General features: G+C 60.8%; 17 protein-coding genes. 11 read left to right on the top strand and 6 right to left on the bottom strand.

All coding sequences use genetic code 11. From position 1 onward, the window contains the following. Positions 1-45 precede the first annotated feature (45 nt). On the top strand, positions 46-249 hold the full coding sequence (locus AC1RZR_RS16315; RefSeq protein WP_477278644.1) for a hypothetical protein: 204 nt from the start codon (positions 46-48) through the stop codon (positions 247-249). A gap of 1500 nt (positions 250-1749) precedes the next feature. On the opposite strand, the gene AC1RZR_RS16310 is transcribed toward AC1RZR_RS16315, so the two are convergent. After that, positions 1750-1950: a hypothetical protein gene (locus AC1RZR_RS16310; protein ID WP_477278643.1), complete on the bottom strand. Its 201-nt coding sequence runs from the start codon at positions 1948-1950 to the stop codon at positions 1750-1752. A 552-nt stretch (positions 1951-2502) separates the two neighbouring features. Continuing rightward, complete coding sequence (locus tag AC1RZR_RS16305; protein WP_481828941.1) at positions 2503-4182, bottom strand: EAL domain-containing protein; 1680 nt, start codon at positions 4180-4182, stop codon at positions 2503-2505. Between the two features lie 246 nt (positions 4183-4428). Here AC1RZR_RS16305 and AC1RZR_RS16300 point away from each other — a divergent pair, with 246 nt between their 5' ends. Continuing rightward, positions 4429-4620 carry a hypothetical protein gene (locus AC1RZR_RS16300; RefSeq protein WP_481828940.1) on the top strand — a complete coding sequence of 64 codons (192 nt, stop codon included), beginning with the start codon at positions 4429-4431 and terminating at the stop codon, positions 4618-4620. Here the strand turns inward: AC1RZR_RS16300 and AC1RZR_RS16295 are convergent. From AC1RZR_RS16295 to AC1RZR_RS16285, 3 genes are all read right to left on the bottom strand, one after another. Further along, positions 4617-4790 (bottom strand): hypothetical protein, encoded by a 174-nt coding sequence (locus AC1RZR_RS16295; RefSeq protein ID WP_477278640.1) that lies wholly within the window; start codon positions 4788-4790, stop codon positions 4617-4619. The genes AC1RZR_RS16300 and AC1RZR_RS16295 overlap by 4 nt on opposite strands. A gap of 2578 nt (positions 4791-7368) precedes the next feature. Continuing rightward, a complete protein-coding gene (locus tag AC1RZR_RS16290) occupies positions 7369-7533 on the bottom strand; it encodes a hypothetical protein (protein WP_477278639.1) in 165 nt (54 codons plus the stop codon). Between the two features lie 285 nt (positions 7534-7818). Then, positions 7819-8103, bottom strand: a complete 285-nt coding sequence (locus AC1RZR_RS16285; RefSeq protein ID WP_477278638.1) for a hypothetical protein — start codon at positions 8101-8103, stop codon at positions 7819-7821. 619 nt (positions 8104-8722) lie between these two features. Here AC1RZR_RS16285 and AC1RZR_RS16280 point away from each other — a divergent pair. Further along, entirely contained in the window at positions 8723-8911 is a 189-nt protein-coding gene (locus AC1RZR_RS16280) for a hypothetical protein (protein ID WP_477278636.1), read from the top strand. Positions 8912-10237: 1326 nt separating this feature from the next. Here the strand turns inward: AC1RZR_RS16280 and AC1RZR_RS16275 are convergent. Next, entirely contained in the window at positions 10238-10546 is a 309-nt protein-coding gene (locus AC1RZR_RS16275) for a DUF1236 domain-containing protein (protein WP_477278635.1), read from the bottom strand. Between the two features lie 292 nt (positions 10547-10838). Here AC1RZR_RS16275 and AC1RZR_RS16270 point away from each other — a divergent pair, with 292 nt between their 5' ends. The 8 genes from AC1RZR_RS16270 (at position 10839) to AC1RZR_RS16235 (ending at position 18551) form a co-directional block, all read left to right on the top strand. Beyond that, positions 10839-11075 carry a hypothetical protein gene (locus tag AC1RZR_RS16270; protein WP_481828939.1) on the top strand — a complete coding sequence of 79 codons (237 nt, stop codon included), beginning with the start codon at positions 10839-10841 and terminating at the stop codon, positions 11073-11075. Between the two features lie 496 nt (positions 11076-11571). Then, entirely contained in the window at positions 11572-12327 is a 756-nt protein-coding gene (locus AC1RZR_RS16265) for a DUF4142 domain-containing protein (protein ID WP_477278634.1), read from the top strand. Positions 12328-12354: 27 nt separating this feature from the next. Further along, positions 12355-12957: a general stress protein gene (locus AC1RZR_RS16260; protein WP_477278633.1), complete on the top strand. Its 603-nt coding sequence runs from the start codon at positions 12355-12357 to the stop codon at positions 12955-12957. A gap of 592 nt (positions 12958-13549) precedes the next feature. Then, entirely contained in the window at positions 13550-14554 is a 1005-nt protein-coding gene (locus AC1RZR_RS16255; RefSeq protein WP_477278631.1) for an aldo/keto reductase, read from the top strand. A 149-nt stretch (positions 14555-14703) separates the two neighbouring features. After that, positions 14704-15564 carry an FAD binding domain-containing protein gene (locus AC1RZR_RS16250; protein ID WP_477278630.1) on the top strand — a complete coding sequence of 287 codons (861 nt, stop codon included), beginning with the start codon at positions 14704-14706 and terminating at the stop codon, positions 15562-15564. Continuing rightward, positions 15564-16040, top strand: a complete 477-nt coding sequence (locus AC1RZR_RS16245; protein WP_379098996.1) for a (2Fe-2S)-binding protein — start codon at positions 15564-15566, stop codon at positions 16038-16040. The genes AC1RZR_RS16250 and AC1RZR_RS16245 overlap by 1 nt, the downstream gene beginning before the upstream one ends. Position 16041: 1 nt before the next feature. Next, positions 16042-18306, top strand: a complete 2265-nt coding sequence (locus AC1RZR_RS16240) for a xanthine dehydrogenase family protein molybdopterin-binding subunit (protein WP_481828938.1) — start codon at positions 16042-16044, stop codon at positions 18304-18306. Continuing rightward, on the top strand, positions 18306-18551 hold the full coding sequence (locus AC1RZR_RS16235) for a MoaD/ThiS family protein (protein WP_379099002.1): 246 nt from the start codon (positions 18306-18308) through the stop codon (positions 18549-18551). Before AC1RZR_RS16240 ends, AC1RZR_RS16235 begins: the two co-directional genes overlap by 1 nt. Positions 18552-18763 lie beyond the last annotated feature (212 nt).

Below are 18763 nucleotides of genomic sequence, written 5' to 3'. Positions count from 1 at the left end.
ATCGAGTGACCCATCGAGGCTCCCGAGCGGAAGAATGAATTTCCCATGACTTCGACCGCAGCGTTGATCTGGTATCTGGTAATCTCCGGTCCGCAAGGCGGAATAGTCGTGCTGCCCAGCACCTTCGACAAGCGTGAACAATGCGCTGCCGCCATCGCCGAATATCAAAAGCAGCCAACACCGCCCGGTTGGTCGCTGCAGTGCATCCCGAGCGCCTCACCCTTTGCCGACAATGGGTCGGCGGAGTAAGGAGCGTCGCGGCCCCTTAGGGTGACCTTGTAGGGATACCCCACCGAGTGGAGTCTCCATCGCTATGTCCCACCCGCAATTCCTCGACCATCGATTGGAATGCCCCTACTGTCTCACAATAAGGCTGAGAATCCCGCACGACGCTCGCCCGGAGACGCCAATCGTTTGCGATGATTGCGGACAGTACCTCGGCACGTGGGATGAACTGCAGACCGACTTCGAGAAGCAAGGCGGTAACTCCGGGGTCTTCCGCCTCGAAAAGGGCCGTATTAGGCGGATCGATTAGTGACCGTTGCCAGCCCATTGCGGTGCGGCTTCTCAAAGACGCTCACGACGTGTCGCGTTCCTTCATTCGATGCTTCACTTTAGATTAGCAGGAGCGCATAAAGTTTCCAGCCGGCTGCGATGTTCGCGAGCATCCGGTCGGTTAGGCCCGGTGCCCCCGCCCCACCCAACAAGGTGCCGGGCCGCTCCGTCGAAACCCTCAAAAGGCCCGCCGCTCCATTTGGGAAGCGACGGGTCCTCGCCCCAGCCCAATCTGTGGCTATTTAAGCTATTCTCATATTAGAGATAGCTCAACTAAGACTGAAGTCCCTAGTCCGGCTACTCAGCCGCAGCGGCAACACCCCCGTGCCACATAGTGAAGGGGGTAGCCGCCACGCAAAAGCCCGCGCTCTCGGCTTAAGCGCGGGCCGATCGGAGACCCGATCTTCAGCAGGCGATGGAGGGCACCACCTGCCGCAAGCGAAAAACCTTTAGAAGTCGCTAATGTTCCATCATCAAGGTCCGATCGAAAGTCGGCTTCCAACCACTGCCAGGTCGAAGGCCCGCCGACCATTTGCGAAGCGACGGCGAGATCGACGGGCGCGCGCAGGGCGGGATTGTACGAAACTTACAGCCTGAACGAGGCGCTTTGCCGCCGATCGGGGCCAGTCATCAGTCCCACAAGCGTCTGTATCAGAAAATCTTGGATTGACGGCTCTTGGCAGTGGCGCTGCTTTGGCGCGATCTGAGGAAAGGACAAGGCTTGCGCTTAGATCGAGGGTGCCAAGCGTAGTGACCCATTGCGGGCACATGGGCCTTATGCGATCGAGAGTCGGCTTAACATTTTTTCAACATGCCTATCTTAGCATCCTCTAATGCGCTTCTCGGTTCTGCTTTTTGGCTGGGCTGCATTCTTCGGTTGGGACTTTGCCACTAATCAAGGCGAGTTCACCATTGGTCTCGGTATGCGAGTTGCCCACCTAATCCACCTGTCCGGGCTTATGTAACGGTAGATCGAGCGGGCGCTGGATGCTCTGAGGTTCTACCAACAAAACCCACCGCTCGGCTTGTCGGTCTCCCCTGGTCAATGAAAGCCCGCGCCTCTGGCGGAGAACGCGGGCCGATCAGGGCAGTGCGTACCTGATCTACGGCAGGGATGGGGTGAAGCACCCTGCCGTAAGCGAGAAACTTTTAGAGGTTGCTTATGTTCCGTTAAGCCCGCTTCCTGGGCGCTAGCTAGTTGGGCGACATGTCGTTGCCGTCCTCATCCAGATCGTCATCCAGATCGAAAGTGAATGGCAGTACCTCTTCGTAAAGACTGTGGTACTCGATCACAGCGTGGTACTTCCGCAGTAGCAAGCGCGTTTCATCGCTGATGCCGGCGCGCTTCAACTCGTCCTGCGCATCGAGATACGCCTGCCTCAAACTCTTGGCCATGCCGCACTCCATGATCGCGCGTCGCACAGGAGATCCCTGCGGGTGAGGTCGGCGCCCCACCTTCCCGTAGAAAGCCCGCGCCACGGAGGGGACCAGATGACGCGGGCCTCTGCTGATGTATGCCCACCAGCCTTGCGACGGAGCCAAGCAGCGGCATCCGCAGCATCAAATCAACTACTCGAGACGGCTAATGTTCCATCAAGCGTGGCCTGCACCGGACCGAACCGAGCATCCTTGCCGGTAATCATCGCTGCTAGGGGATAGAAGCGATTGGACGATGCTCTTGTGAAGCCGTTCCGCCACCCTCAGAAAGCGGCCGATTTTACCTTGTGAAAGCTGCTTGTGAAGTTTGCTTCTGGCCATAGGCGAACTCCGTTGAAGGTCGCCGCAACGAGAGGATCATCTTCCTGGTATCGAGGGACCTGGCAAGGCGCGGTGCTATGGAAAAGCCCGCCGCCAAGGGCGGTGTTCCCCAAGATCTCCTATTGCCCGGCCCGACCGGGCTTTCTCTGCTCTCAGCCACAAGCCTTTACCTAGCTGAGGGCCTGCGATCTAGGCCGCTGAATGGACCAATGTCGCCACGGCAGTGCGACGAGGCTTCCTGCGGTTGAAGTAGTCCATAAAATCGAGGGCAGAAACTGGTTTCGAAAAGAGCCAGCCCTGTCCGAAGCCAACCTGGTGCTCGACCAGATAGTCGAGTTGTTCCTTGGTCTCTATGCCTTCGGCCACAATCAGCAGGTTGAGCGCTTTCGCCATTTCGATAATGTGTAGGGTGACCGCGCTCGTAGCCGTGTCTTTGCCGATCGTATCAACGAACGATTTGTCGATCTTAAGGGCGTCGAGGGGCAGCTTGGCAAGGTACTGGAGGCTCGAATAGCCCGTGCCGAAATCGTCGATCGCGACTGCGTGACCAAGCGCTCTGGCGCGAGTGATCGTCTGAACTGTAGGCTCCAAATCGAGGCATCCCCTCTCGGTTGCCTCAAGCCAAATCTGCTGCGGTTCGATACCGGTTCCATCCAATGCGGACTGCAGCACGTCAAGAACGCGGCCCGTCTTCATGTCCACAGCGGCAAAGTTGATCGCGATATGGAGGTCACGGTTCTCTATCAGTGCGGCGCCAAGATCGGCGATGACATTGGCGATGACCTGATCTGTGATCGGCAGGATCAGGCCTGTTTCTTCGGCGAGTGGAATGAACAGGTCTGGCCGCACCATTGAGCCGTCGGGACGTCGCCACCGCACCAATGCTTCGGCACCGGTGCAGGCACCAGTCTTGAGCTCCAGAATTGGCTGGTATTGGACCACAAATTCCCTATTCGCGACTGCGAGTGCAAGTTCACCTTCAGGGGACAAACGCTTGCGTGAGAAATAGACGACAATCCCCACTATGATCGCCGCCATTCCTGCACCGATGGGCAGCATAAACAGGAGTTCGCGCCAGAGATGCCGGCGGGTCTGTGCGCGGGGCAGCGCCGCTGCAGCCTGCCATTCGCCGTGCTTTGCGTGGGCTACGATAAAGTCATCGCTGAATGAAGATCGGCGCGCCTGATCGAAAAGGGTCCTACCCGCGTCATCATCAGCAACAACAAGGTTTCCGCTCTCATGAGCCACGGCCAGCTTCACCTCTGGGTCGCCGATGACATCGAACATACGCATCGGGTCGACCAGCACGTTGTAGCTGCCGAGTTGGACAGCCATCATCCGTTTGCCACGGGTGACACGTGGACTCATGTCTGTCGTAACCTCGATATCACCTTTGGTTCTGAAGGTTCCTGGCTCCAGGGCGACGTCGACGGTCGTCAGCCCCCAGGACGTGCAGCGAAGTTTGCCCGCTTCGAAATATCCGATTTCGTCGACGGCTCGTGCGTTCATGGTAAGGCGGCGCATCTCGGCGATGTGGTCGGAGGAGCACGGGATGTATCCGGAGGCACTTATGGTACGAAGCACCTGGGTCGCCTGATTGAACATGAAAACTGTTCTATCGATCGCCTGATCGGCGAGTTGGCTCAGCCGTTCCGTGTCATCTGCCACGGCTGCTTGCCACGAGAGGTAGACCGCGCCTGCTATCGGGACCGCGGTACCGAGTAATCCAAGTCCCACGGCGACAAAAATGACGCTTCTTGGGTGCATCGATACCGACCTCCCGCCGTAAGTCTGCGCCAACAAGCTTAAGAATACAGAAAACAAATAGCTAAATTCAGCGAGCCAGCCCCTTTGCGAATGTTCCGTCAAGCCGGTGGCTTCCGCTCGAAAGTCGGTTCCAGTCGCGGTACCGCTCCCGTAGCTGGCCTTCGTAGTCAGGAATGACGGTGAAGAACACGACCGGCTGGCGGTCACGCCCAGCGGTCTTGCAATCCGGGCGAGCAGCCAGCGAGGGCACGGCAAAAATGTAAGGGCGCATGTCTTTTTTAATTGAAAGACCGATTTCGGCGGACTTATAAAATCGACGTTTCCCATTGCTCTTGGAGGAGAATTGCGATGGACAGCGTAACCATGAAAGGCAAGGTCCACCCTTGCGTTGAAGTGGTCGAAGCCTGCGGCGAATGGCACGTCCGCGTGGTGGGGCAAGACCAAGAAAGAACCCTGACATTCGAACTGGAATCCTGCGCCCTGGCCTTTGCGGAAGGCCAGCGGATACGCCTAGGGCTGGAAAAGTTCGTGCGGCTCTAGTGCCTCGGGTTCAACAGTTTGGCCTCACGCACCAGCGATGGCCAGTTGAGCCCCAGGAAGGCGATTAGCTCGATAGCTTGTGCTTCGGTAATGCCAGTTTCGGCCATGAGGCGTTGCACTACTGTAAAGCCTTGAACCGCGCTCGGCGGCGTTGCCACGGTTTGAATCATGTTGGATGTCCCTTCCTATTGACCCAACGGCAACCGACAGGGATTGGTTCCGGCGCTACCCAGGCGTAGGGCCTACCCTTCGTCTGAATTCAAAGTAGCCGGAACCGGGTCGGCTTTGTGACCACGAGGTCCGTAACACGGACCCATCTGCTGCATCGCCGCGCAGGGTTACTCCGTGCCCAAGCGCCTTCTCTGCCGCCTCGAAATGCGTACGTGCCGTGGAGGGAACACGGTACCAAAACGCGCGGCTTTGAATATTAGCCATTTCTGATATAAGGCTTCCCCGTAGAGTGTGGAGTAAGGCGTATGTCTGACAAGTCTGTGTTCCCGGATAAGGAAGTTCAGGACTATCTCAAGAGCCGCCACGCGGCGACGAACGAGCGGTATGGGCCCGTTGCCAAGATCGAATGCATCCATTGCGGCCAGCCATTCGACCCTATGTCGGCAACTGCTAGCCACCTTGGCCTTTGCAACCACTGCTTCGACAATAGGACTACCCTTTCACTGGCCCTGTCCCGTTCCGCCGGATGAATGGCGCATCCTTGCCGGTGATATCCTTGACCGTCTTCAACAGCGCTTCATGCGTGCGTTGCAGCGCCCGGTAATGATCGCTGCTAGGGGATAGAAGCGGTTGGACAATGCTTCTGTGAAGCCGTTCCGCCTCCGTCAGTGCGCCAGCTTTGACTAGGGTCAGCAGCGGTTTGCTTGGCCCGGCCCCGCGCCCCTTAATTGTGGTTGTCCAACAAGAGGGCGAGCTTTCTGGTCGCGGCGCTTTCTACAATCAGCTCCTCCAGCCACCCATCGCCGGGACAAGTTGTGGGCGCCCGACGTCTAACGACGCGTATCGCGTCCGATATCGAAACTGGTGTGGTTTTCGCGTGATCATCCAGGTAACGGCCGACTTCAATCACGGCATCCGCATCGACGTTAGACGGCAATTCTCGCATGGCACCCCTCCCTGCAACGAACCCTCTGTCTCGGCCCTAAATGAAAAAGCCCGCCGCTCCATTTGCGAAGCGGCGAGGCCCCAATTGCCCCCTGCCGAGTGCGCACCTGATTGAGCTACGAGCGCGAACATCTTGGTAGGCTAAGGGAACAAGTGTCGTTTGATCAACTTGGAGATTGGGGGTAAGCGGCACCTGCAATGGAAGTAGGGCCGCGCATGCCGCATCTGCAGCAGCAATGCCTGTCCGGCCTACAGTCCCAACCTGCGGCCAGTTGGTTGATAGGGGAGACCTTCGGCAAATCATTTGGCATGAGAGGCCCGGACACAAACCGCTCGATCTCGGCCCATGAACGCAAAAAGCCCGCCACCTTGGGTTAGAGGGTGACGGGCTTCCAAAGACGCCAGCAGAGGGACATTAGCTGGCCGAGAACTAACTTTCTGCAGAAACATTAGTTTCATCTAAAATGCCAAAAGCCCGCCACCTTTCGGCAGCGGCAAAGATCTGGGAGTGCTGGGATCAACCAGCGCAGGGTCAACGAGCGGTGGAGGGGTCTATCGCGCTCGGTGTTCACTGGCATGTTACTTGGCGAACATATCTCACACCGCAATGGCATGCTAAGCGGGCTTTAAGGACGCGGTGCGGTGCGGACGGGAGATGGGGGCATCACCCGCACGTGCCAGGCTCAGGCGGGCTACCGCGTCCGATCCATTTCTCCGGAGCAGCGACAGGTAGCTCGAATTGAACGCTTGTCCCGCAGCGCCGGCCAAATAGAGGATTGTTGCCCTGCCGGGAGGATGTTCGAAGCCTTAGGACGAAGCTGTCAGGGACTTGGACCGCCGATAACAGGCACCCCACACTGGCTAAACGCGTGGTGACGCTGAGACCCTTCAGAATCACACCCGCAACGGTATCGACCGCACCGCGCGGGCGAGTTGCGCCATGAGGAACGTCAGATGTCAGAGAAGTCACAATGCAGCCTCGCGTTTTCCCGGACGGCTATGAACTTACCCCGAGGCAGACATGGATCGATGCTCGTTATGAGAACCGCGATTGCTCTGCTCTGCTGCCTGGCCATTTCGGGCTGCGGCATGGCCAAAGCTGCGCGGGAAACCGGGCAGACGTTCGACAAGTATGGATGCCTTGCTCGTGACTTCAAAGGCCAGCCGCCTTGCGAACCTGACAATGCCGCGGCGCCCTGACGGGGGAGGCAGAGCACGGGGCACGTGGTGTCCCCGGTAATGTTTGCTGCACGATCAAGCTCGGACGATCAGGCCTTTTTCAGTGCGGTGCCTCGCCCGCCTTCAAGACGGCATGCAAAGGCGGATGATAAGGACGCGATGTGGTCGTACGGGAGGGCCGTTCATCAGACGGCACGGACGGCGAGTAAAGCCCCTGAAAGGATGATGGCCACCCGCACTTAGCCTTAATTGAGTGACTGCTGATGTTGGATGTAAATTCACCAGCGCGGGACCTCCCGCAGTGGCCGGTGCAAGCTTTGAATCCGGCACCCGCCGTCGACTGCGGATGTACCAGCGACGGCGGGAGCAGGCGTTGGCCCTTACGCTTCCCGAAAATCCTGCACCGACGTCTGGCGTAACCTTTGGCTCGCCGCGCAGGAACTTCACACGTGCCTATGGGTTTGAGCGATCCTTCGCCATGGCGTTGAAAAGCAGCATGCACGCCACCATCGACACGACCCCACCTAACAGGTCGTCCCCCGTCAGGCCGAAAAGATAGACCGTCTCAAACGCCAATACTGCCATTGCCGTGCCCATGATGCTTTCTGAAATCGCCAACACATAGAACCGTTAGAGACCCCTAATGTTCCACTGTAGAATGCACCGGCCGGACGCTTTAGAGCGCAAAAAGCCCGCCACCTTGGGTCAAAGGTGGCGGGCTCCCTTGGTTGCCAGCCCGGGGACGTTATGCTGGCCGGAGGGGTAACTTGAGAAGGCAGCATTAGTTTCATCTAACATACAAAAAGCCTGCCGCCGTTGGCAGTGGGCCGGACCTGTGCAGTGGCCACATGCGAAATGGCGCGCCTCAAAGCACGCCACTTCATCGATCCGCATTGAGCGCGGCTAGTTGGCGCCGCCGAGTTGCTTGGTCATTTTGCAGAAATTGTCATGCTCTTTGGCAATGGCTTCGTCGCCGCATTCCTTCATCATGGCTGCGCGGTCTTCTTCCGTCATAGCCATCCAGGCGGTTTTGAATTCAGCCTCGGACTTCATGGTCTTCATACCGGCATCGGTGAAGAAGGGAGACATCTTAGCCGGGTCATCGAGCGCCGATGTGTTGCCAGCAAGAGCCGAGCCAGTCATGATCGCAAGCGCCATCGCGCCCATCGTGAGCGTTTTCAGGTTCATGGAAAATCCTCCGTTTGAGGCTGCCAAAGCGGCAGCTTGTTGAACAAACTTCGCTCTTCTGAAAAAGTTTCCCGGCCAAAACGAAATCGGCCTGCCTGTGGGCGGCCAGGTCAGCCACCCCGCATAGCGCGCTAGACGTCTGACCAATAGGCGGTAACGAGTGATGCTGGGGCGCTGTTCTATTGGTCAAGGCGAGCGCAGTTCGCGCGTCACCGTCCTTGATGTCGCTGATTTCGGTGACGTCCCCCTGGACGCGTTCCATAGCCGCGACGAGGCCGCCTACCATCGTCTCAAGGCTTTTCGTCACGGACGTTGTGGCGAATTCCGTTGAAGGGGTCGCTGATGGCAACTCGCTTAAATGACCGACGCGGTTGCGGTGAAAGCATTGCCTAAAAAACCGCGTCGGTCACTGCGGCTTCTTGAGGGGTTGCCGCGTGCGGGAGCTAGAGCGCGCCAGCTAGCCGACAACGTGCCCGGCCGCTTGGTTAAAAACGTACAATCGAATCCCATTGAACACGTGAGCGAAGGGGATATGAATCACATCGTCACCGGGCGAGTAGTGGGCTGCATCGGTGCTTGAGAGTTCATTGTGCTCCCGCCCTTCATGGGAGTTGGCATCATGGACCAGCCAGGTATTCAGATATCGGCTTTTGACTGCGACATCATTCGCAGCGCCTTCATAAAATCCGTCCTCGAACAGAACATTCCCGACGACCAATGGCGGGCGAAAGCCACGCTTTTGATCACCGAGTTTATGGGTAGCGCCGACATTGAACCCGAGTTGCTCGAATGGATTGTGCGGAAGTAACTGGCGCTACCAAGCCGTTGACCCGCGTAGTTCATACCCAAAAAGTCAGGCTCCGTCCTTGAAGGCCTAAACTTGCGGAGCCTGTCGTCATTTTAATGGGGGTGGGCGACGCGAAATCGGAACGAAAAGCTGTGGGCTATTGACCTTGACGCTCTGCGCAAGGCTTTCAGGAGATCTGTTCAAGAAAACAAAATCGCGGCTGCGGAATGGGGCGAACACGCCGAGCAGTTCCTCGAAAAACAAAAAGCGAGCGCGCGCAACCCGTCTTGATACGATGGCCGGTGCGGCCTTGGGGCTATCTTGGGGATGCGAAAGCCGCACCGGTCACTGCGGGAAGGGGTTGCGTTCCCCGCGCTGCTTAAATTATGGAATATTAGAAACTGCGCAACTAAGCCTATTGGCGGGACTAAGACTGAAGTCCCAACCCTGCCGTCGGGGCTAGTTCACCGGCGATGTCCCGTTCCATCGAATGGGCGCTAGACACCGCTGCCGGCCGTGGGCAGCGGCGACGCAACCGGGAAGGTATCAAGCTGACCAAATGGCGCTACCCAGCCGTAGCGGAATGGCCGGTGCAGTGGGGGCTCCACCGTGGGGGCAACGGACCACACCGGCCACTGCGGGAAGCGTTAGACGTCCCCCGCGCTGCTTGATTATGAGCATATTAGCAATCGCGCAATTGGCCTAAAGGCGCTACCCAGCCATAGGGGACCCGCCTCGGTCCTGTGGTGTTCCACTGGATGAACTCGACGTTGCCTGTCACTACCCGCAAATCCGCATGGCCCGCTAGGGCTCATAGGTGGGAGATACAAACAGGCGGATAAGCTCCAGCGCTTGCGCTGCCACCAAAAAGCGCTCGATTTCTGCCTGTGAAAGCTTGCCTTGAGGGTCGGCCGCGACGAAAAGGAAGCGGTTCTTTCTAACAGTCCTCGTGGCCGGGTTGCCAAGCCTCGACACCGCACCGGCAGCCCATCCAGCTATTGCCCATCATACCCAAGGCAAGGCGAAGACAGCGATCAGCGCGGTGACCGCCACGCAGACAGGCACGGCCAGGAGCAGGCCCGCCTCCAGAAACCTTGTCTCCTTGTCGGTGAACATTAGGCATCCTCATAAAATTGTGAAAATTGTAACGGAGAAATCTCCGAATGCTGTTTGAGTTCCATTTGCTGGCCAGGCGCCCGAATGCTTCTGACGAGCGCGTCGCGCCGCACACGAGGTGGGGCGCGAAAAAGATGTTCCGGCACGGCAACCGGGATCGATCCGTGTGAAAGCCTCGATTTGCCCGCTTCCCGAAACAGATCGGGAAGCGGGCTGGCCTGCCACAGCAGATTACTCGATGATCTGCACGACCTTGCGTGTATCCGGATCCACGAGAACTGCATGATCTCCGACGACCGTATACTTGTATTTGACGTCGGGGACGTCGATTTGGTGAAGCTCGACCGTGTCCGGGAGCGCGGTGCCGACGTTGAGTTCGACACCAAGCAGGCTGACTGATGCGAGCTTCTGTTTGTGGATGTATTCGCGAACCACCGTCTGCTGCTCCGGCTTGAGAATCACGACGTCTCCCGCAAAGGAAGCACCAACTCCAGCGACGAGCGCGAGGCCTGCGACTGTACTGACAAGATATTTCTTCATGGCAAAATCTTTCTCCGTTGCGTCACCTGGCAGCCAGGTTTTGACTGCCCATCACAGGTGAGCAACGACCCCTGCGGCATTGCGTTCCGCGGGTAAGGCCAAGGTCCGAGGGTGGTACGACTGAAGTCCTAACAGGCAACCTATGCCTGGCAAATGCGTTACAACGGCGCCGCCGAGCATGAGTCCTTGGTCGGCACCCAAACGAGTGTCCATCCACCATTCCCCATAGCGGGGCACCAGATCCAGCGTCCCCGCAGCGGCGGCGAGGCGTTCCCGGCAGCGAGGCGAAACCGTGACCTTTATCCAACCGAGCACGCGCGATGGCGAAAACCGACCCGCGAATGACAACAAGGCTCGTGTCCCGGAGGTTTTGTCCGTCCTTGACCTCATCCCTTCCACTGACGACGCCAAGGTCGATGACATTGTCAGGCGCACAGAGCGCCTAGGCATTGCGTTGGTTATCGGAATGGGGATTTGCCTGATCGTTGGACCGGCGGTCTATGTTGCCGTGACCTACTATAACTACTGAGACTTGAGGGTTCGCCCGCCGCACGGGAGCGGCGAGCGAACCCTACCAGCGCAGGAAGGGACATAGCTGCGCCGATGGCAAAACGCGGGGTCGGTCGGGTCAGCCGAGGGTAATCCCAATCACCAGATAGGTGATGGCCACCGCGAAGATCGGCGCGAGCAACCAGCGCGCTTGATCAACACTCCTGTCCACAGCTTTCCTCCAGCAAATCTGCAGCAGACAACGACCGTGAGAGCTGGCCGTTCCCGAGGCGCGCCTTGGCAAGACCAATGCGTTTCATGAGCGGACTTAAGTCGCAGGTCTTTCCCTCCTTGAGTGACACGGTGAGCACGCAAGAGCGGGTTGCGTTCATCCGCCAGACAGGGCCCTGCCCGCCGATCTGCCAAAGCGCGATAACCCGAACGGGTCCTGGAAGCTTATTGCCGATCGTCCGGAACAAAGGCCGCGGACGCAGATTAGCTCCACGGCACATGTGTGCAGAAACAAGGACATCCCCATGAAAACCCGCCTACTAATGGCCTCACTGGCCACCGCTACAGCTATGGCTTTCGCCCTGCCCGCCCTCGCCGCCGACAGCGCACAAGACTTTGTCGACAAGGCAGCAGCCGGCGGAATGTTCGAAGTGAATTCGAGCAAGATTGCCGAAACCAAAGCGCAGGACCAAAGCGTGAAGGATTTCGCGCACAAGATGATCGACGACCACGGCGCGGCCAACGCCAAGCTCGAGTCGATCGCCGGCGAGCAGAAGCTGACAGTCCCCAAGGAACTGGACGCCAAGCACAAGAGTGATGTCGACACGCTGCAGAATGCCACGGACCCGATCGATGGGCCCTATGTCCAGATGCAGCGCGATGCGCATTCCGATGCGGTCAAGCTGTTCGAAAGCTATGCCAGGGACGGCGACAACCCCGAGCTGAAGACCTTCGCCCAGGAAACCGTTCCGACACTGAAGATGCATCAGGAGATGATCGAAAAGATCGCTTCCACGGTGGGTGACAAGTCAGCGGCAACCACCTCCACGACGCCGGCGGTGACCACGACCGACACCGCGAACCCGTCGGCGCCCGTTCCCGGTGCCAACAGCTTCACCGAGGATCAGGCCAAGGACCGCATCCAGGATGCCGGCTTCTCGGATGTGTCCAAGCTGGCCAAGGACGATCAGGGCATCTGGCGAGGCCAGGCAACGAAGGGCGGCAAGGCCATTGCAGTGTCGCTGGACTATCAGGGCAACGTCGTTGCCGGCACCAATTAATCAACCGACATCAAGGAGATCCAACAGATGAAAACCGTAACCGGCCTGTTTGACAACTATGACGACGCTTCCGATGCCGTTGGCGAACTGGAAGCCACCGGCATTCCGCATTCCGATATCAGCATTGTCGCCAACAACGCCGACAACTGGCACGACAACGACGGATCCAAGGCCGCAGACGATGCCGCGGATGGCGCCGGCCTCGGTGCCGTTGTCGGCGGAGCCGGCGGACTGTTGACCGGGCTTGGCCTCATGGCCATTCCGGGCGTCGGCCCCGTAGTCGCCGCTGGTTGGCTGGCTGCCACGGCAGTCGGCGCCGTGGGCGGTGCCGTGGTGGGTGGCGCTGCAGGCGGCATCGTCGGGGCGCTGACCGATTCCGGCGTGCCTGAGAACGACGCCCACGTTTATGCGGAGGGCGTCCGCCGAGGCGGCACTTTGGTCACCGCCAAGGTCGACGACCAGTTCGAGGACGTGGCCGAAAGGATTCTGGGACAGACGAAGTCCGTGAATCTGGAGGAGCGTCGCAGCCAATATCGGGCCGACGGCTGGACCGGGTTTGACGCCGATGCCGAGAACTACACCTCAAATGAAATCGGCCGCGACGGCGTTCGCAACGTGAACCGACTCTAATACGAGACCTCCCGGCGGCACACCTTCGAGCCATGCCGGGAGGTCCCTTTTCTAGATCCAGCGCTTCGACGCCGGACCGGTGCATTTGCTCAGCAGCGACGCGCTCCCGCCGGCACCGTCAGCGTCCTTCATACCCACGCGGGAACAAGTGCGGCCTTTGGAAATTATCCGGTCGGAGGAGCATGTTGTGAAAGACCTGCGCACTCTCCTTGCCGACCTGTCTGCCAGCTGGCTCAAGCGCCGCAAGGCGCAAGCGCCCCAGAGCCCGAATCCCAAGACCGGGAACCCCCAGACCGTGAGCCCCACACCGAGAAGACGGTCAAAGCCGCTCCCCGCGCCGCCGAGCACCCGACAAGGCAGCGTCCGGCCCACAAGCCCAAGCCACTGTCTTCCCGCGACGTCGCCTCGAACATGTGAGGCTCCCCTCTCGAAATCACTGCGAGACTGGACGTGGCGACGTCGGCGGCGAAAGAGCCTGATTTCACCCCACCGCCCTGACCGTGCCCTCGATCGCGATGCGGCAGAACGGGCTGTGGGAATTGAGCGGGCGGCTGCTATAAGTCTGGCATCCCCCCACCGGAGAACGCCAGCCATGACCCTGAAAACACGCAAGCTCGGCAGCCAGGGGCTGCACGTCTCGGCGATCGGCCTCGGCTGCATGGGCATGAGCCAGTCCTACGGCCCGGCCGATGAGGCCGAATCCATCGCAACGCTGCACCGCGCCATCGAACTCGGCTGCACCTTTCTCGACACCGCCGAGGTCTATGGCCCTCATACCAATGAGGCGCTGCTGGGCCGGGCGCTGAAGGGCAAGCGCGACCAGGTGACCATCGCCACCAAATTCGGCTTCCGCATCGAAAACGGCAAACAGCTCGACGGGACCGATAGCCGGCCCGAGCATATCCGCGCGGTTGTGGACGCTTCGCTGAGCCGGCTCGCCACCGACCATATCGACCTGCTCTACCAGCACCGCGTCGACCCGGCCGTGCCGATCGAGGATGTCGCCGGCACGGTCGGCGAGCTGGTCGCGCAAGGCAAGGTTCGCTTCTTCGGCCTGTCCGAGGCGGGTGCGGCCAACATCCGCCGGGCGCATGCCGTCTATCCGGTGTCGGCGGTGCAGAGCGAATATTCGCTGTGGGAGCGAAATCTGGAGCCGGAGATCATCCCGCTGCTCGGCGAACTCGGTATCGGCCTGGTGCCGTTCTCGCCGCTCGGCCGCGGTTTCCTCACCGGTGAGGTCAAGCGCGCGGAGGACTATTCCGAGGGCGATTACCGTCGCAATGACCCGCGCTACCAGGGCGAGAACTACGACGCCAATGTCGAGGCGGCCGCCAAGGTGCGCGACATCGCGGCGAGCAAGGGCGCCAGGCCCGGCCAGATCGCGCTGGCCTGGCTGCTCCACAAGGGCACGGATTTCGCCATCGACATCGTGCCCATCCCCGGCACCAAGCGGAGGAAGTATCTGGAGGAGAACATCGCCGCCGCCGCGACCACGCTCGACGCCGCCGAGATGGCCGCGCTCGACGAGGCGCTCGCGCCGGGAAAAATCTCCGGCCCGCGCTATGGCGAGCGCGGTCTGGCGATGGTCGACCGGTAGAGGGGCTCTGCCATTCAGCGGGGCACGCCAGGTCATTGGGACTCGTTTTTGCGCCGCCTGGCCCAATCGACGCAAATGACGAACCGGATAGCCATTATGGGGAGACTGTTTATAACGGTCGCTGAGATCGTGATGACCAAGGGGAGACGATGCGCTACATACGTCCGCTTTCAATCGAAGATGCCGTCGGCCAGCTGGCCGGGTCGGCCGGTACGGCCGCCATTCTCGCCGGGGGCAGCGACCTGCTGGTGAGAATGAAGGGCGGCTTTGTCGAACCAGACCTGATCGTCGACATCAAGGCGATCGAGGGCTTCAGCGAGATCAGGGAAACGGCCGACGGCTTCAGCATCGGTGCCACGGTCCCCTGCGCCGTCCTGGGAGAGAGCGCTGTCCTGAAGAAGGCATGGCCCGGCGTCGTCGAAGCGGCCAAGCTGATCGGCTCGAAGCAGGTGCAGGGGCGCTGCACAATCACCGGCAATCTCTGCAACGCCTCGCCGGCTGCCGACAGCGTGCCGGCGCTGGTCGCGGCCGGCGCCAGGGCATCGGTCGTCGGCCCGGCGGGCAGGCGCACGATTCCCGTCGAAAGCGTGCCGACCGGGCCGGGCAAGACGTCCTTGGCCAAAGGCGAGATCATCGAGGCGATCCTGCTCGACAAGCGCCCGCCGCGCTCGGGCGATGCCTATCTGCGTTTCATTCCGCGCACCGAGATGGATATCGCGGTGGTCAGCGCCGGCGTGAATTTGACGCTCGATGAGGGCGGGGTCGTCATAGCGGCCCGCGTGGCTATCGGCGCCGCGGCGCCAACGGTGCTTCTGGTTGAGGAGGCCGCGCAGGTTCTCATCGGCTCCAAGCTGGACGAAGCCGCGCTCGAGAGGCTCGCCAAGGTCTGCTCGGGGGCTTGCCGTCCCATCGACGACAAGCGCGGCACCATCGAATTCAGAAGGAAGGTTGCGGGTGTGCTGGCCAAGCGGGCCGCCATTTCCGCCTATGCGCGCGCAGGAGGCAAATGATGGCTGGTGTAGCAGTCTCAACCACAATCAACGGCGACACTGTCGAGTATCTTTGCCAGCCGGACGAGACACTGCTCGATGTCCTGCGCGATCGCCTGGGGCTGACGGGCGCCAAGGAAGGCTGCGGAACCGGCGACTGCGGCGCCTGCAGCATCGTCCTCGACGACCGCCTGGTGTGCTCGTGCCTGGTGCTCGGCGCGGAAGCTGAAGGCCGGCACATCGAGACCGTCGAGGGCATGGCGCATGGCGATCAGTTGCATCCGCTGCAGCAGAAGTTCCTCGAGCACGCGGCACTGCAATGCGGCATCTGCACGCCAGGCTTCCTGATCGCGGCGAAGGACCTTTTGGCCAAGAACCCCGATCCGACCGAGGAGGAAATCCGCTTCGGCCTCGCCGGGAACCTTTGCCGCTGCACCGGCTATGACAAGATCGTGCGCGCCGTCCAGGACGCGGCCACCGTGATGAAGGGAGCCTGAGATGAATTTCGATCCACGTTTTTCGGGGCGCAAATTCACATCCGTTGGCACGCGCCCGATCCGTCCCGACGGCGTCGACAAGGTCACGGGCCGCGCCCGCTACGGCGCCGACTTCAACATGGCCGGCCAACTGGTCGGGCGTGTTCTGCGCAGCCCGCATGCGCACGCGAAAATCAGGAAGATCGACACCTCGAAGGCGGAGAAGCTCCCCGGCGTCAAGGCGGTGATCACCGCTGCCGACCTGCCGGACCTCACCGATGGCGATGCCGCCATGTACGACGTCCTCGACAACTGCATGGCGCGCGGCAAGGCGCTCTATGACGGCCATGCGGTCGCCGCGGTCGCCGCGGTCGACGCCCGCACGGCCAGGCAGGCGCTGAAGCTGATCGAGGTCGACTACGAGCTGTTGCCGCATGTCACCGACGTCGACGAGGCGATGAAGCACTCCGCCCCTCTCATCAACGACGCAATCTTCACCGAAGGCCTTGAGGAAAAGCCGGTAAAACCCTCCAACGTCACCAAGCGCAGCCAGTTTGGCCATGGCGATGTCCATCAGGGTTTCGGCCACGCCGATTTCATCGTCGAGCGCTCCTTCAAGACCGAGCAGACGCACCAGGGCTATATCGAGCCGCATGCCTGCGTGGCGAGCGTCAGCTCCGACGGCACCGCCGACCTCTGGGTCTGCACCCAAGGTCATTTCGTCTACCGCCAGCACTGCGCGCAGCTGCTTGGCATGGAAGCCTCGAAGCTGCGCGTCACCTCCTCGGAGATCGGCGGCGGCTTCGGCGGCAAGACCCATGTCTGGGCCGAGCCGGTGGCGCTGGCGCTGTCGCGCAAGGCCGGCCGACCGGTCAAGCTGGTGATGACCCGCGACGAGGTGTTCCGCGCCTCGGGCCCGACCAGCGCCACCTCGATCGACATCAAGATCGGCGCCCGCAAGGACGGCACCATCACCGCGGCCGAAGCGACGCTGCGCTATAGCTGCGGCCCGTATGCCGGCTCCTGGGCCGAGATCGGCGCCATGACCGCGTTTGCCTGCTACAAGCTCGATAACGTCAAGACGGTCGGCTACGAAGTGCTGGTCAACCGGCCGAAAACCGCGGCCTATCGCGCGCCGTCGGCGCCGATGGCGGCGTTCGCGGTGGAAAGCGCCGTCGACGAGCTGGCCAAGGAGATCGGCATGGATCCGGTCGAGTTCCGGATCCGGAACGCCGCGCAGGAAGGCACCAGATCGTCCTACGGCCCGGTCTATGGCCCCATCGGCATCGGCCCGACGCTCGAAGCGGTGAAGAACCATCCGCACATGAAGGCGCCGCTGGGCAAGAACCAGGGCCGCGGCATGGCTTGCGGCTTCTGGTTCAACTTCGGTGGCCAGACCTGCACCGACCTCAACATCGGCATGGACGGTTCGGTCTCGCTTGCCGTCGGTACCGTCGATGTGGGTGGTTCCCGCGCATCGCTGTCGCTGGTGGCGGCGGAGGAACTCGGCATCGCCTATGAGCAGGTCAAGGCGATCGTCGCCGACACCTCCAGCCTCGGCTACAACGACATGACGGACGGCAGCCGGGGCACCTTCTCGTCCTCCATGGCGACCATCTCGGCCGCGCGCAACGCGATCAAAATCCTGCGCGAACGCGCCGCGCAGATGTGGGACATTTCGGTCGACGACGTCGTCTGGGAAAAAGGCCACGCGATTGCCAAGGGCGAGAAGCACGGCAATCTTGGGCAGCTGTCGCTGAAGGAGATCGCGCTCGCGTCGGGCACGACCGGCGGACCGATCGCCGGCCACAGCGAGCTCGTCGCCGATGGCGCCGGCGTCTCCTTCGCCACCCATATCTGCGATATCGAGGTCGATCCCGAGACCGGCGCCACCAGGGTCATTCGCTACACGGTGGTGCAGGATGCCGGCAAGGCGGTGCACCCGACCTATGTCGAGGGCCAGTACCAGGGCGGTGCCGCGCAAGGCATCGGCTGGGCGCTCAACGAGGAGTATATCTACGGCAAGGACGGGCGGCTGCAGAACCCCGGCTTCCTCGACTACCGCATCCCGGTCTGCTCGGACCTGCCGATGATCGACACGCAGATCCTCGAGATCCCCAACCCCAACCACCCCTACGGGGTGCGCGGCGTCGGCGAGACATCGATCGTGCCGCCGCTGGCGGCGATCGCCAATGCGGTGTCGAACGCCGCCGGCGTGCGGATGACGCATATCCCGATGTCGCCGCCACGCATCCTGGCGGCGATCGAGACGAAACGGGCAGGCTGATGGTCGAAGTGACGCTCTGGGGATCGCTTGGCGCGGCCGCCGGAGGCAAGAACAAGGTCGAGATCGAGGCCAAGGACATAAGGGAGCTGTTCAGGAAGCTGGCTGAACAGTATCCCGGCATAGAGCCCTTGATCGACCGCGGCATCGCCGTAGCCATCGACGGGACGATCTATCGCGACACCTGGTCGAAGGAATTGCCAAAAGGCGCTGAGATTTTCCTGCTGCCGCGTCTTGCCGGGGGGTAATCGGACAAGCGTCTCGCTGCCATCGACGGCAAAGACGTGGCCTGCCAAAATCACCGCTGCTGGGAGAGCAACCGACAGGTGACCGCCGCGTTCATGTCGGTTGAGGCCGCTCGCCCACAGTGGCCGCCACATTTCTCTAGCGTGCGGTAATTACCTTGGCCTGGGGAGAAGCAGAGAGAGCTTGACACGGGGTGCGAAAAAGCAACGCAGAT

The organism is Mesorhizobium bavaricum, assembly GCF_056781655.1.
The sequence above is the reverse complement of the archived record's forward strand: the minus strand, read 5'-3'. Positions and strand labels throughout refer to the sequence as shown.

Excerpts from the sequence above, each read along its gene's own strand:
- AC1RZR_RS16310 (WP_477278643.1), bottom strand. The coding sequence starts at position 1,950 with ATGGCCAAGAGTTTGAGGCAGGCGTATCTCGATGCGCAGGACGAGTTG.
- AC1RZR_RS16315 (WP_477278644.1), top strand. The coding sequence starts at position 46 with ATGACTTCGACCGCAGCGTTGATCTGGTATCTGGTAATCTCCGGTCCG.
- AC1RZR_RS16235 (WP_379099002.1), top strand. The coding sequence starts at position 18,306 with ATGGTCGAAGTGACGCTCTGGGGATCGCTTGGCGCGGCCGCCGGAGGC.
- AC1RZR_RS16240 (WP_481828938.1), top strand. The coding sequence starts at position 16,042 with ATGAATTTCGATCCACGTTTTTCGGGGCGCAAATTCACATCCGTTGGC.
- AC1RZR_RS16245 (WP_379098996.1), top strand. The coding sequence starts at position 15,564 with ATGGCTGGTGTAGCAGTCTCAACCACAATCAACGGCGACACTGTCGAG.
- AC1RZR_RS16280 (WP_477278636.1), top strand. The coding sequence starts at position 8,723 with ATGGACCAGCCAGGTATTCAGATATCGGCTTTTGACTGCGACATCATT.
- AC1RZR_RS16295 (WP_477278640.1), bottom strand. The coding sequence starts at position 4,790 with ATGATTCAAACCGTGGCAACGCCGCCGAGCGCGGTTCAAGGCTTTACA.
- AC1RZR_RS16260 (WP_477278633.1), top strand. The coding sequence starts at position 12,355 with ATGAAAACCGTAACCGGCCTGTTTGACAACTATGACGACGCTTCCGAT.
- AC1RZR_RS16300 (WP_481828940.1), top strand. The coding sequence starts at position 4,429 with ATGGACAGCGTAACCATGAAAGGCAAGGTCCACCCTTGCGTTGAAGTG.
- AC1RZR_RS16250 (WP_477278630.1), top strand. The coding sequence starts at position 14,704 with ATGCGCTACATACGTCCGCTTTCAATCGAAGATGCCGTCGGCCAGCTG.
- AC1RZR_RS16255 (WP_477278631.1), top strand. The coding sequence starts at position 13,550 with ATGACCCTGAAAACACGCAAGCTCGGCAGCCAGGGGCTGCACGTCTCG.
- AC1RZR_RS16285 (WP_477278638.1), bottom strand. The coding sequence starts at position 8,103 with ATGAACCTGAAAACGCTCACGATGGGCGCGATGGCGCTTGCGATCATG.
- AC1RZR_RS16275 (WP_477278635.1), bottom strand. The coding sequence starts at position 10,546 with ATGAAGAAATATCTTGTCAGTACAGTCGCAGGCCTCGCGCTCGTCGCT.
- AC1RZR_RS16265 (WP_477278634.1), top strand. The coding sequence starts at position 11,572 with ATGAAAACCCGCCTACTAATGGCCTCACTGGCCACCGCTACAGCTATG.